Raw genomic sequence first — 12,213 nt, forward strand, 5'->3', positions numbered from 1 at the left:
GCTCATACGCCCGAATTCCTTGTCGAGGGCTGATATTGCCTGCTCATACTGAGCCCGCCCGGTGCCTGTGCAGCTTTCTCGCGCTGCTGTTCGTGCTGGCCGGAAAGTGCCTTGAGCACATCCTGACTCGGGCCGAACGCCTGCAAGCGCCCATCGTTGAGCACCAGCAGTTTGTCCGCCTGAGCCAATACCGAAGAGCGATGCGTGACCAGGATCACCGTGGTGCCCTGAGCCTTGAGTTGCGCAATAGCACTGGCCAGTGCGGCTTCACCGACGGTGTCGAGGTTGGAATTGGGTTCATCCAGCACCACCAGGCTTGGCGTGCCGTACAGCGCGCGGGCCAGGGCCACACGTTGCTTCTGGCCACCGGACAAGCCGCTGCCGTCCTCGCCCAGTTGCGTGTCATACCCCAGCGGCAGACGCAGGATCATCTCGTGGACGCCGGCCTGCTGCGCGGCAGTGACGACTTTTTGCGAATCGGCTTCGCTGAAACGCGCAATGTTCTCGGCGATGGTGCCGCTGAACAACTCGATGTCTTGCGGCAGGTAGCCAATGTAGGGACCGAGCTGATCACGATTCCAGCGGTGGATATCAGCGCCATCCAGACGCACCGTGCCGCCCAGAACGGGCCACACGCCGACCAGCACCCGGGCCAGCGTCGATTTGCCCGAGCCTGAGGCGCCGAGCACGCCAAGCACTTCGCCGGCACCTAGACTGAAATTGACCAGGTGCAGCGTCGCCGCACGTTGCCCCGGCGGGCCGGCGCTGACTTGCTCGAAAGTGATCTGACCTTTCGGTGCCGGCAGCGCCATCGCTTCGTCGCTGGGTGGAAAGGCCTGCAACAGCGCATCAAGGCGCTGATAAGCCAGCTTCGCCCCGCTCCACTGTTTCCACACGGCGATCAACTGGTCGATCGGGCTCAGTACGCGGCCCATCAGGATCGAACCGGCGATCATCATGCCGGCGGTCATGTCGCCCTTGATCACCAGCAGCGCGCCCAGCCCAAGCACCAACGATTGCAGGCACAAACGCAGCGTCTTGCTCAGGGAACTGATCACCGCGCCAGTATCGCTGGCCTGGTTCTGCAAGCCGAGAAAGCGCGAATGCACGCCAAACCAGCGTGTGCGCAGCGAGCCGAGCATGCCCATCGCCTGAATGGTTTCGGCGTTGTGCAAATGGCTGGTGGCCAATTGGCTGGACTGCTGGGAAAACCCGGCGGCCTCGCCCAGCGGCTTTTTGGTCATGTATTCGTTGAGGCATGCGAGCGCGATCAACAGCAACGCCCCCGCCGTCGCCAGCACCCCGAGCCAAACGTTGAACAAATAGATGACAAACAGATAGACCGGGAACCATGGCGCATCGAAGAAGGCGAACAGCGCCGGGCCGGTGACGAACTGGCGGATGTGGGTCAGGTCGCCCAGCGCTTGCCCGGCGTTGCCCTCGCCCTTGAACAGGTTGCGTTCAAACGCGGCTTGATAGACGCGCAGATTGAAGCGTCGCTCCAACTGGCTGCCGATGCGGATTACGATGAAGCTGCGGATCACTTCCAGCAGCCCGATGAGGGCAAAGAATCCGACCACCATCAACGACAGCATCGCCAGGGTGGTTTCGTTCTGCGACGACAGCACCCGGTCATAAACTTGCAGCATGTAGATCGACGGTACCAGCATCAACACGTTGATCAGCGCGGTGAAACAACCGACGCTGATCAGGATGCTTTTATAGTCGCCCAGTGCCTTGATTAACGGAGCGGCAGGAGACTTCGCCATCTTCATTGATTCTTCCTGAGTTCATAGTCTCGTCATTGCCGAACGAGCATTCCATTGAATATTGCGCTGGCCTGCAAAGAGGATGAGCAAGTAGCGCTTACAATTTCATAACAAGTAAATGGGCCCCGCGCATATAACCCGCAGGCAGTGCCATATATCAACTACCTGCAACTTTCCATTCGTTGCTTAGTGTTCGACACGCTCCAGCAAAATGAGCAAATGCGGACTCAATCTGCTTGTATACAAGCCTTCACGCTGGCGGCTGAAGAAAGCGATTCTCGAACCTTCCTTGCCGGTGATGGCAATACCATCGGGCTCGGGAAACCAGCCGATCGGCGCTTCGCTCAACCACGCGCCCAGGCACTCGGCGCCTGCACCCAAAGTCTGGTTCGGCGCGAGATCGACCAGGCATGTGTTCGACGGCTTGTCTTGCAGCGTTCGCGCTTCATGCGTGTCGTTGTGACCGGTCAATGTGGCCTGCCAGCGCCCGGCGAATACCGAGGGTTCTTCGAGTCTGAGGCTGCTTGCCATGCTTGTCGCTCCGCTCATCATCAGCGTGACTGCCATCAGCCATGCCATCGTAGTGTCAGTAAAAACGTATCCACGCATAGGAAATTTCACTTCCGCTCGTAGCCTTGCCCGGCGATCAGGCCGATGCAAGCGAAGAAAGCGACGCACGCGGCGCCGCTTTCCCTTTACATCACGCGACGATGTCGCTGGTCGCTGCCTGGCCAACGGTGCTGACGATGAAGTCCGCCACGCCATGCCCGGAGAAATCCACCGACAACAGGCTGTTGCCGCCCGACGACGTCAACACTGCATCGCCAGCGGAACCGCTGAAGCTATTGACGAAGTGCAGGCCAGCGCCGTTGGTGATGCCGGTCAGATCGATTTTGTCGAGACCGCTGACGAAATCGAGAATCTGATCGATCGCACCCGGCTTGGAATCCGAACTGGCCGCGAACACAAAGGTGTCCGAACCGGCACCGCCCCACAGTTTGTCGGCACCGCCTGCGCCGTAGAGGATGTCGTTACCGGCACCGCCCTTCAGCTCGTTGGCCACGCTGTTGCCGATCAACAGATCACTGCCCGAACCGCCAATCGCGTTCTCGATGACTGCGCCCTTGGCAATCGATACGTTGCCGACCATGCCGCCCACGTCGGAGTACGAAGCGCCATTGAGGTTGATCTTCTGGTTTTGGGTGAAACCGGAGAAATCCAGGGTGTCCTTGCCGCCGGCGTCCCACACCGAGAAGACCACTTTGTCGCTCGATGATGAAGCGCTGAGGAAATCACGGCCGGTATTGGAGTTGAAGCCGTAGGTGGTGTCGCCGGTGCGGGTCGTGGTGTTGGCGCCGTAGAGTTTCTGGATCGCCGCGATGTCATCCATCAGCGGGCCGGACGAGTAGGCTTCGACGCCGCCCTTGCTGAAGTTCTGGTTGGTGTTGCTCTCGCTCCAGTAACTCATGACGCTGTAGCCACGAGTGTCCTGGCCGTAAGTCGCGTCGTTGTAGGTCGGGTTGCCATTGCCTGCGTTATAGTCGCCAGGGTGAGCAAGGCCCAGGGTATGGCCGATTTCGTGGGTCAGGGTCTGACGACCGTAGTTGTTCAGATCCGGGTTCTTGTTCTGGGTATAACCGCTGTTGATCAGGTACCACGAAGTACCGTCATAACCAGCGCCGGTGCCCGGCAGATAGGCAAACGCCGCAGCGCCGTCCTGGCCACCGCTGTAGTTGCCGAAGGTCATGTGCCCGTCGCCACCCGAGGCTCGCTCGGTGAAGGTGACATTGGCAACGTCGGCCCAGGATTGCATGGCGAGCTTGGCCTGGGTTTGCTGCTGCGCGCTGAACTGACTGAATCCGCTGATCCCGTGCTTGTTCATTGTGCTGTTCGAGGCCGACGTCAGGAACGTATAGGTCAGCTCGATCGTGCCGCTGCCGTCCTTGTCCTGGTAGACAGCGCCATCACGCAGCAATTGCGTAGCCGCCTGGTCGACGGTATACGAGGGTTTGCCATTGACTGTGAGGTTACCGCCACGGTCGTACTGATGGCTGAAGCTATTGATCTGGTTGTAAGCCGAGCTGAAGGCGGCCAGCTGGAAAGCCTGTTCGGCGCTATCAATAGCGTTGGTTTTAACTTTCGACATAAACACACTTCCTTGTTTAGCAATGGAACAGTTTTTGTCCGACAGGACGATCTTTGGCGAGATCGTCCTATCACTCGCCCAATGAAGGCGTAACGAACCTGACACAATTTGAAATCTGTCGTAAAGGATTTTTTTGCGATCCAATTTGGCGGTGTCAGGAAACTGCCGTAAACAAAGCGTGCGGCGAGGAAAGAATGTTTTTAGTTGGTGGGATAGCAGGATTTGCCTGAAGATTTTCTATTTAAATATTAAATATCAGTAAGTTTTGATTTGTCGGGCAAGTCACACTTTCAAGCTGCGGTGCCAGTGCTTTGATATCAACTCCATGACTTTATTCGGACTGTAGGAGCTGACGAGTGCAACGAGGCTGCGATCTTTTGACTTTGACCTTTTTAAGATCAAGATCAAGAGATCGCAGCCTCGTTGCACTCGTCAGCTCCTACAGAGGACGGAGGTTCAGCTACCGGTACGAATCTTGTTCCACACCCGCGTACGAATCCGGTCGATATTCAACGGCATCGCCTCCAGCGCAAACAGCTTGCCCATCATTTCCGGGCTCGGGTAAACCTTGGTGTCGTTCTTGATCGCCGGGTCGATCAGTTTGTCGGCTTGTTCGTTGCCATTGGCGTAATGCACGTAATTGGTGATGCCGGCCATGACGTCCGGGCGCAGCAGGTAGTTCATGAAGGCGTAGCCGGCCTTTTCGTCCGGTGCGTCGACGGGCATGGCGACCATGTCGAACCAGATCGCAGCGCCCTCCTTGGGAATCGCATAACCGATCTCGACGCCGTTCCTGGCTTCACTGGCGCGGTTTTCGGCCTGGAGGATGTCGCCGGAAAAACCAACCGCGACGCAGATGTCGCCGTTGGCCAGGTCGCTGGTGTATTTCGAGGAATGAAAATAGCTGACGTACGGACGCACTTTCATCAGCAGCGCTTCGGCTTTCTTGTAGTCGTCGGGATTCTTGCTGTGGTGTGGCAGGCCGAGGTAGTTGAGCGCCGCCGGTAGCAGTTCCGGGCCGTTGTCGAGGATCGCCACGCCGCACTTCTGCAGTTTTTCCATGTATTCGGGTTTGAAGATCAGATCCCAGGAATTCACCGGCGCGTTGTCGCCCAGCACCGCTTTGACCTTGGCAATGTTGTAGCCGATACCGGTGCTGCCCCAAAGATACGGGAAGCCGTGCTCGTTGTTGGGGTCGTTGGTCTGCAAGGCCTTGAGCAGCGCCGGGTTTAGATTCTTCCAGTTCGGCAACTGACTCTTGTCGAGTTTCTTCAGCGCCCCACCCTGAATCTGCCGCGCCATGAAGTGATTCGACGGGAAGACCACGTCGTAACCGGATTTGCCGGTCATCAACTTGCCGTCGAGAGTTTCGTTGCTGTCGTAGACGTCATAGGTGACGCCGATACCCGTGTCTTTCTGGAAGTTCTTCGTGGTGTCCGGGGCAATGTAGTCGGACCAGTTGTAGACCTTGACCGTCTCGGCCGCGTGACTGACGGAAGCGGCCAGCAGCAGCGGCGCCAATGCGAGGGTTTTCTGGTTCATGGGGCGATTCCTGTATGGGCTTTTTTTGTTGGCAGGCAATCAAAGGATCAAACAATCAGAAAATCAGCACGTAGCTCTTGCGCACGGTTTGCTGGATATCCCAGATTCCGAGCGTGTTGGCCGGCAACATCAGTGCGTCGCCGCCTTGTATGTGAAGGGTTTCGCCGCCGCCGTCGGGGGTGAACGTGCAGCGCCCGGAAATGAAATGGCAGAACTCCTGCGCGGTGATCTGCCGGCGCCAGCGACCGGGGGTGCATTCCCAGACGCCGGTTTCAACGCCGTCGTCGCGCTCGACGCTGGTGGTCGAAGCAATTGCGACGGGCTCGCCGAGGGGGACGGCGACCGGGTTGGATTCCTCAAGCTCGAGCGTGGCAGTGTTCTTGAATTGGGTGATGCTCATGGCGTGACCTGTTTATTGAGGGAAACGGCGTTTAGTGCATGAAACCTTCCATGAACCCGGCGACACGGCTGGCGAGCTTGCGCCGCCACGGTGCGGTCGCCGGATTGGCCAGCGTCTGGTCTTCATGCACGAAGCTTTTGATGATCGCGTTGTAACCGAGCCAGCGGCATGGCTCCGGCTCCCAGGCACGGAGCGCGTGAATGCCGCCGTCAGGCAGCACCCACGGTTGTTGGGTCAGCTCGCTGTCGCGCTCGAGAATCAGATCGGCCAGCGTCCGGCCGCCGAGATTGCTGGCACCGACGCCCTCGCCGCCGTAGCCGCCCGATAGGGCGATGCCGTTGGCGCGATCGCAGAGCATGTGCGGTTTGAAATGCCGCGACATGCCGAGGTTGCCGCCCCAGGCGTGGGTGATCTGCACATTTTTCAGTGGCGGGAACAGTTCGCCGAACAGATAGCGGCGCAACTCGACCTCGTCACGGGTCAGGTTGAAGTCATGGCGCAGCTTGCCAGCGAACTGATAACCGCCGCGGGCGCCGAAAATCAGGCGGTTGTCGGCACTGCGTTGGCCATAGGTGACCTGACGGCTGAACTCACTGAAGGCCTGCCCGCGATTGAGACCAATTTCGTCCCAGGTCGCAGCAGACAGCGGCTCGGTGGCGACGATCAGGCTTTGCACCGGCAACTGGTAGCGACCGAGTGGCGGCAACGTCACCGAGTAACCTTCCACGGCCGGGACGATCCAGCGGCTGCGCACGCTGGCCTTGGCGGTGCGCAAACTGCCGGATTGCCATTGAATGACCGGGCTGTTTTCGTAGATTTTCACGCCCATGTTCAGCACGGTCCGCGCCAGGCCACGCACCAGTTTCGCCGGGTGAATGGTCGCCACGTGAGGGGCAAAGATTCCGCCGTAGGGTTTCGCCACACGGATCTGCTGAGCCAACTGCTCGGGGCTGAGCCAGCGGTAATCGTTGTCGGTCAGACCCTGAGCGTGCAGCTTACTCAGGTATTCGCGCAACACCGCCTCCTGCTCGGGATAGCGCGCCGCACAATAAAGCACCCCGCCCTTACGGTAATCGCAGTCGATGCGTTCGCGTTCGAGGACGATCTCAACTTCGTCCGGGATGTTGTGCAGCAGGTCGTACGAAGCGCGGCGCTGCTCTGGCGATAATGCTGCCAGCAGACGATCCTCGCCGAGCAGATTGCCCATCAGCCAACCGCCATTGCGTCCGGATGCACCGAAGCCGGCGGTTTGCGCCTCGACGATGGCGATATCCAGGCCAGGCGCGTGTTTCTTCAGGTAGTACGCCGTCCACAATCCGGTATAACCGGCGCCGATGATTGCTACGTCGACATCTAGGTCCCGCTCCAGCGCAGGCCGCGCCAGTAGGGGCTCATCGAGCTGATCCATCCATAAACTGATCGTGCGCCACGCCGACATGCCAGACTCCGCCCTGAAAACCTTCGATGGCGTCGATCCTAGTGGTTGCCTTCAGTGGCTGTCTTGCGCGCGTGCCCGCAGAGAAATTTGTTTGGCGTAGGCCTTGGGTGATTGGCCGGTGTGCTCGCGAAAGCACTTGTAAAACGCCGACAGCGAGTTGAAGCCAGCGGCAAAGGCCAACTCGTCGACGCGCAACGGCGGCATGGCGCTGTTCAGCGCACGCAGCAAATGCTGCAGGCGCGCCTGATTGACGTAGCGATAGAAGCTCTGCCCGAGCACCTGGTTGAGCAAATAGGAAATCTGATTGCGGCTGTACCCGCACTCCTTTGCCACCCGTTGCAGGTCGAGTTCAGGATCGAGATACGGTTGCTGTTTTTCGAAATATTGCTGCAGGTCCTCAGCCATGAAACTCAGTTGCCGTGGCGACAGCCCCAGACGGCTGACCGCCGGGCGCTGATTCGGCGCTGTGCTGCCATCGGCTTGGGTGCGCACCAGCGAGGCGTACTCATTGACGCGCCAGATCAGGCCGTCCTTGACGGTGATCGCTTCGCTGGAACGGAACGACACCAAGCCGTCGCCGCCGCGCAAGGTCACTTCGTACTGAATGAACGCGGTGTCGCCATCCACCCGAATACGATCGCAATGCTCGAGCAGTTCGTCTGATTCTCGCGGCATGCTTACGCGCACGTATTCGCGCAACTCATCCAGAGCAAGCACGCGGTTCTGAAAGAAATCGTTGTACCGGATATCGGCGTGATAAAGCGCCATGACGCTGTCCAGATCCCGGTGTTTCCAGCTCAGGTGATAGCGCATGACCGTGGCGGCCGTGGCCTGGGTCTGTTCTGGGCCGTCGTCATCGGCGTGCATAAGCGGCTCGGCGAAAAAGAACCGAGCTTGCCCAACTTCCACTGCCGCTTCAATGAAAAATCCATAGTGGCGTTTTGGCGATAATCGATGAGCCAGTGACTTACATCAAAAAATGCGAATCAATCGCTAAACGGACTGAAAAATCTCACAGTTTTTTCACACACGGATGCTACTTTTAAAGCTCAAGCACTGGTTGAGCCAATGAAGGCTCTTCCCACCTAACATGAGCAAAAGGAAGCGCTCGATGAAGCAGGCGGGCAACACCATGAACAAAGGGTTCAGCAAAGTCACCTTTCCCAACGCTTGCCAGCTGATGCGCTGGCATTTTCATCCTATGGGTTTCGAGGCGACGATGGATGCGCCGGGCAGCATGATTGCCCGTCTATTCGATCGCGCCAGCGGCGAAACCATGATCGCCATCGCCGGCATTCCCTGCGCGACGGTGATGAACGCGGCGGATGTCGAGCGAATCATTGAAGCCATCGAGGATGAGCTGGAAGCTTTCACTCCTCCTGCATCGCTGAAGAACTACGCCTAACCTTATGATTTAAAAGAAAAAGCCCGCAGCAATGCGGGCTTTTTATTGCTCAGGCAATGGTCTTTTCCATCCGGTGATCGACGAAGAATGGCTTGTCCTTCGCAACTCGGTCTGACGCTCGCGGCATGTTCACCGCCTGGGCCTCCTGCGGTTCGACGTACCAGTAACAATGGCTGACGGCCCGAGTGATGCCCACGTAGGCCAGACGCAGGATTTCGTCCTTTTGCGCAGTGTCGTACGGCTCGCTGTCGCCATGTTTACCCAGCCCGGCCATGCGGTAGACCTGATTTTTGTACGGTGAACTGGTCAGGTGCTGACAATCGCCAAGCATAAACACCGCATCGGCCTGCAAGCCTTTGGCGCTGTGATAGGTCAGTTGTTTCAGCCGCCGAGCTTCATGCGGCAAGCTCGAATCTACATTAAGAACAGGCGCAATGTGCTTTTCAATCAATAACTTATCGCTGCTTTTTCGATACAGCATCAGGATTGAATCACCCCGCCGGTAATGCTCGGCCAGTTGCTGACCCAGCGCTTCATCGTCACGCTCAAGCACGTTGACTGGCTGCAGCGATTTAGGCTCGCCACTCGCCTTGGCCTTCTTGCCCGCGATCGCTGGCGCTGCGCGGACAATGTGTTCGGCGGCGTCGATGATGTGCTGGTGGCTGCGGTAGTTGTCACTGAGCATGACCCGCGTGGTGCTCGGCGAAGGGAATTGCTTGTTGAACTCCATGAAGTAGCTTGGCGAACTGCCGCGCCAGCCGTAAATCGATTGCCAGTCATCGCCAACGCACAACAGCGACGACCGTTGCGCCCCTCGGCCGATGTGCATGGCCGGGCCACGGCTGCGGATTTCATTGAGGCTGGCACGAATCCACGAAACGATCTGCGGCGATACGTCCTGGAATTCGTCGATCATCAAATGTGCCATCGGCCGCAGCAACTCATCGCTGAGCAGCTTGAGGTTTTCCGGCGAGTGTTCACTGAACAGCGCGAACATACGGTTGTAAGTCATCACTGGCGGTTTCTGATCCAGCAAGTGATCCTCAAATGCGCGCCAGAACAGGCTCAGAGCCTCGAAGAAAAAGCGATCGGGATCGTCCTTGGCGAAGCTCATCCGACTGACCGCGTCCGGCACATCCAGACCGAGGTTTTCGATGAAGCCTGCGGCACTGACAAAACAATCCAGCAGCGGTGCTGATGCCAGCTCGCCCTTGACCTTGTAATCGAAGCCGGGGCCGGCGCTGGCATCACCGGCCAATGTCGCCAGAACACGCTTGGATGACTCATAAGTATCAAGCCATATCAACGGCTTACGGCAGAAAGCTTGAAACAGGGTGCGCTTTACCGCCCATTCCGCGCGGACACTCAGCCTGGCATTGGCTCGACTTAGCTGGGCGTTTTCCCTGGGATCAAACCCCAACACCACCCAGGCATCGAGGCTGGGAATATAGCCGTGAGCGTGGAAGTTCGACCCATTGATTTCGAAGGTCTGACGATTGGGCTCGATGCCTTTGATGGGCCACGCTTTGGCGCGAATCCACAGGTCCTCGATGACGTCGCACAGTTCTTCATCGCGCTTGGCCGCCAGTTCCGTGACCGCCATGCGCTTCTGCACATCGGGATGATCGCGCTCCAACTCCTTCAACTGCAGCCCGGCGCGGGACAATGGCTGAATCGACTGACGGAAACGCTCATCGTCGTTGAACAAGCGGTGATAACAAGCGTTCAGTTGCTGTCGCTGCGCATCATTGATGCGCAGGTCAAACGGATTGCTGTCGACCGCCTCTGCGCCGCTTTGCGGGCGATCGCTGAGGTTCTCGAAGGCCTGCAAGCGCTCGAAACCCGGCAGGCTGCGGACCATCGGCAGAATGCGCGAGTGAAATGTTCGCACCAGTTCCCGGGCCTGCTTGAGGTTCAGCGACTGCCCCCACAGCGTGAAGATTTCGATGAGCTTGTTGATGAAGTCCTTGCGCGATTCGCGGGTGAAGGTCACCACGGTCATTGAATCCAGCTCAAAACCCAGATAATGGCTGAGCAATAGAATGCGCAGCACCAACGTAGTCGACTTCCCGGCCCCGGCGCCCGCCACCACCGAGGTGGACGGCGTCTCGCTGAAGATCATTTTCCACTGCGCAGCGCTGGGCTGAGCGTGGGCCGGGAGCAAACGGGCGACGTCAGCCTTGATGCGTTTTTTCAATTCCGCCGTCAGTGGCAGACGCCAGTCATCGAACAGGTTGTTATCGACACTGGGCGGACGATGCTCGGTGTTGCGGCTGTCGCGAATCAGCAGAACCTGGCGGCCCTCTTCCAGCCCCTCGAGTTTGCCTTCCTTGAAGCCGTATTCGACACCGGCGGTGTGTCCGCTGCGAAACCCGTCGGCTTGCCCGTGCAGCCACGACGCCCGGTGCTGGGCGCGTAGTTTTGTCAGGCCGTGACCGAAGAATCGCGCGGCCAGACGCTTGAACCATGGCATCTCGGCCAGTGGGCGAAGTTCAGGAGGAAGATCGGGGGTGTGTTGCGCCACGCTGACGGACTCCAGGTGAGAGACTGTGGCGGCTATGGTGTCTGGATTTACCGTTCAGTTCTAGCGAAATGCTTACAGGTCATCGGTTTAGGCGACGAATTGAAAGTCGGATGAAATGATCCCGAGGCAAGATTCCATCTAATTCTCTGATCCTGATGCGGCAGTTTTTGCGCTTTTTATCGATGATTGTTTGATAGATGATCGCCGTCATCAACCACGGGGCCCGTTCCCTGACGAACCTTATCGAGGAGACGATCATGCTTGAACTCAGACCCTTCAGCTCGCTGGGCGGCGCTCATCATGGCTGGCTGGACGCGCATCACCACTTTTCGTTTGCCGAATACTACGACCCGCAACGGATGAGCTGGGGCAATCTGCGTGTGTGGAACGATGACATCATCGCCGCAGGCACCGGTTTCCCTCAGCATCCGCACCGCGACATGGAAATCATCACTTATGTGCGTGAAGGCGCAATCACGCACCAGGACAACCTCGGCAACAAGGGCCGTACCGAAGCCGGCGATGTGCAGGTAATGAGCGCTGGCACTGGCATCGCCCACAGCGAGTACAACCTGGAGGACAAGGAAACCAGGATCTTCCAGATCTGGATTCTGCCGACGGAAACCGGTGCGCCGCCGTCATGGGGAGCCAAGCCATTTCCAAAAGGTGAGCGCGAAGGGTTTGTAACCCTGGCCAGCGGCAAGGACGGCGACGACGACGAAAGTCTGCGCATTCGCGCCAATGCACGTCTGGTCGCCGCCAACATCAAGGCCGGTGAAACCGCTGAATACCGGCTGGACGAAGGGCGTCGCGCCTATCTGGTACCGGCTACCGGCGTGATCGAGGTCAATGGCTTGCGTGCCCATGCGCGTGACGGTGTGGCGGTCGCGCACGAGCAAGTGCTGACGGTCAGGGCGCTCGAAGACAGCGAGATCGTATTGGTCGACCTGGCCTGATCCGCAGGCAGCAAAAAAGGGCAACCATCACGG

Annotated in this window: 10 protein-coding genes; 2 read left to right on the forward strand and 8 right to left on the reverse strand. The window is 58.5% G+C overall.

The window, feature by feature from the left end; genetic code table 11:
• Window positions 1-2 precede the first annotated feature (2 nt).
• From CXF97_RS20365 to CXF97_RS20395, 7 genes are all read right to left on the reverse strand, one after another.
• Complete coding sequence (locus CXF97_RS20365; RefSeq protein WP_101160383.1) at window positions 3-1,775, reverse strand: type I secretion system permease/ATPase; 1,773 nt, start codon at window positions 1,773-1,775, stop codon at window positions 3-5.
• Between the two features lie 180 nt (window positions 1,776-1,955).
• A complete protein-coding gene (locus CXF97_RS20370; protein WP_256589879.1) occupies window positions 1,956-2,336 on the reverse strand; it encodes an AprI/Inh family metalloprotease inhibitor in 381 nt (126 codons plus the stop codon).
• A gap of 133 nt (window positions 2,337-2,469) precedes the next feature.
• The gene (locus CXF97_RS20375; protein ID WP_101160386.1) at window positions 2,470-3,915 is read right to left on the reverse strand and encodes a serralysin family metalloprotease; all 1,446 of its coding nucleotides are present in this window, start codon (window positions 3,913-3,915) and stop codon (window positions 2,470-2,472) included.
• Between the two features lie 456 nt (window positions 3,916-4,371).
• Window positions 4,372-5,457, reverse strand: coding sequence for a polyamine ABC transporter substrate-binding protein (locus tag CXF97_RS20380; protein ID WP_101160389.1), 1,086 nt, complete (start codon window positions 5,455-5,457; stop codon window positions 4,372-4,374).
• A 55-nt stretch (window positions 5,458-5,512) separates the two neighbouring features.
• A complete protein-coding gene (locus tag CXF97_RS20385; protein WP_101160392.1) occupies window positions 5,513-5,857 on the reverse strand; it encodes a cupin domain-containing protein in 345 nt (114 codons plus the stop codon).
• Window positions 5,858-5,888: 31 nt separating this feature from the next.
• Window positions 5,889-7,295: an FAD-binding oxidoreductase gene (locus CXF97_RS20390; protein WP_101160394.1), complete on the reverse strand. Its 1,407-nt coding sequence runs from the start codon at window positions 7,293-7,295 to the stop codon at window positions 5,889-5,891.
• Window positions 7,296-7,346: 51 nt separating this feature from the next.
• Window positions 7,347-8,162 (reverse strand): AraC family transcriptional regulator, encoded by an 816-nt coding sequence (locus tag CXF97_RS20395; RefSeq protein ID WP_101160513.1) that lies wholly within the window; start codon window positions 8,160-8,162, stop codon window positions 7,347-7,349.
• 265 nt (window positions 8,163-8,427) lie between these two features.
• Between CXF97_RS20395 and CXF97_RS20400 the strand changes: the two genes are divergently transcribed.
• Window positions 8,428-8,700, forward strand: coding sequence for a DUF1652 domain-containing protein (locus tag CXF97_RS20400; RefSeq protein ID WP_101160516.1), 273 nt, complete (start codon window positions 8,428-8,430; stop codon window positions 8,698-8,700).
• A 49-nt stretch (window positions 8,701-8,749) separates the two neighbouring features.
• Here the strand turns inward: CXF97_RS20400 and CXF97_RS20405 are convergent, their stop codons facing one another.
• Window positions 8,750-11,224 (reverse strand): UvrD-helicase domain-containing protein, encoded by a 2,475-nt coding sequence (locus CXF97_RS20405; protein WP_101160397.1) that lies wholly within the window; start codon window positions 11,222-11,224, stop codon window positions 8,750-8,752.
• 257 nt (window positions 11,225-11,481) lie between these two features.
• Between CXF97_RS20405 and CXF97_RS20410 the strand changes: the two genes are divergently transcribed.
• Window positions 11,482-12,180 (forward strand): pirin family protein, encoded by a 699-nt coding sequence (locus CXF97_RS20410; RefSeq protein ID WP_101160519.1) that lies wholly within the window; start codon window positions 11,482-11,484, stop codon window positions 12,178-12,180.
• The last annotated feature ends 33 nt before the right edge of the window (window positions 12,181-12,213 follow it).

Source organism: Pseudomonas sp. Choline-02u-1, from assembly GCF_002836515.1.
Classification (GTDB): Bacteria; Pseudomonadota; Gammaproteobacteria; order Pseudomonadales; family Pseudomonadaceae; genus Aquipseudomonas.

What these genes read in the sequence shown, in the direction of transcription:
- CXF97_RS20375 (WP_101160386.1), bottom strand. Translation starts at nt 3,915, where the DNA reads ATGTCGAAAGTTAAAACCAACGCTATTGATAGCGCCGAACAGGCTTTC.
- CXF97_RS20380 (WP_101160389.1), bottom strand. Translation starts at nt 5,457, where the DNA reads ATGAACCAGAAAACCCTCGCATTGGCGCCGCTGCTGCTGGCCGCTTCC.
- CXF97_RS20385 (WP_101160392.1), bottom strand. Translation starts at nt 5,857, where the DNA reads ATGAGCATCACCCAATTCAAGAACACTGCCACGCTCGAGCTTGAGGAA.
- CXF97_RS20410 (WP_101160519.1), top strand. Translation starts at nt 11,482, where the DNA reads ATGCTTGAACTCAGACCCTTCAGCTCGCTGGGCGGCGCTCATCATGGC.
- CXF97_RS20365 (WP_101160383.1), bottom strand. Translation starts at nt 1,775, where the DNA reads ATGAAGATGGCGAAGTCTCCTGCCGCTCCGTTAATCAAGGCACTGGGC.
- CXF97_RS20390 (WP_101160394.1), bottom strand. Translation starts at nt 7,295, where the DNA reads ATGTCGGCGTGGCGCACGATCAGTTTATGGATGGATCAGCTCGATGAG.
- CXF97_RS20395 (WP_101160513.1), bottom strand. Translation starts at nt 8,162, where the DNA reads ATGCACGCCGATGACGACGGCCCAGAACAGACCCAGGCCACGGCCGCC.
- CXF97_RS20370 (WP_256589879.1), bottom strand. Translation starts at nt 2,336, where the DNA reads ATGGCAGTCACGCTGATGATGAGCGGAGCGACAAGCATGGCAAGCAGC.
- CXF97_RS20400 (WP_101160516.1), top strand. Translation starts at nt 8,428, where the DNA reads ATGAACAAAGGGTTCAGCAAAGTCACCTTTCCCAACGCTTGCCAGCTG.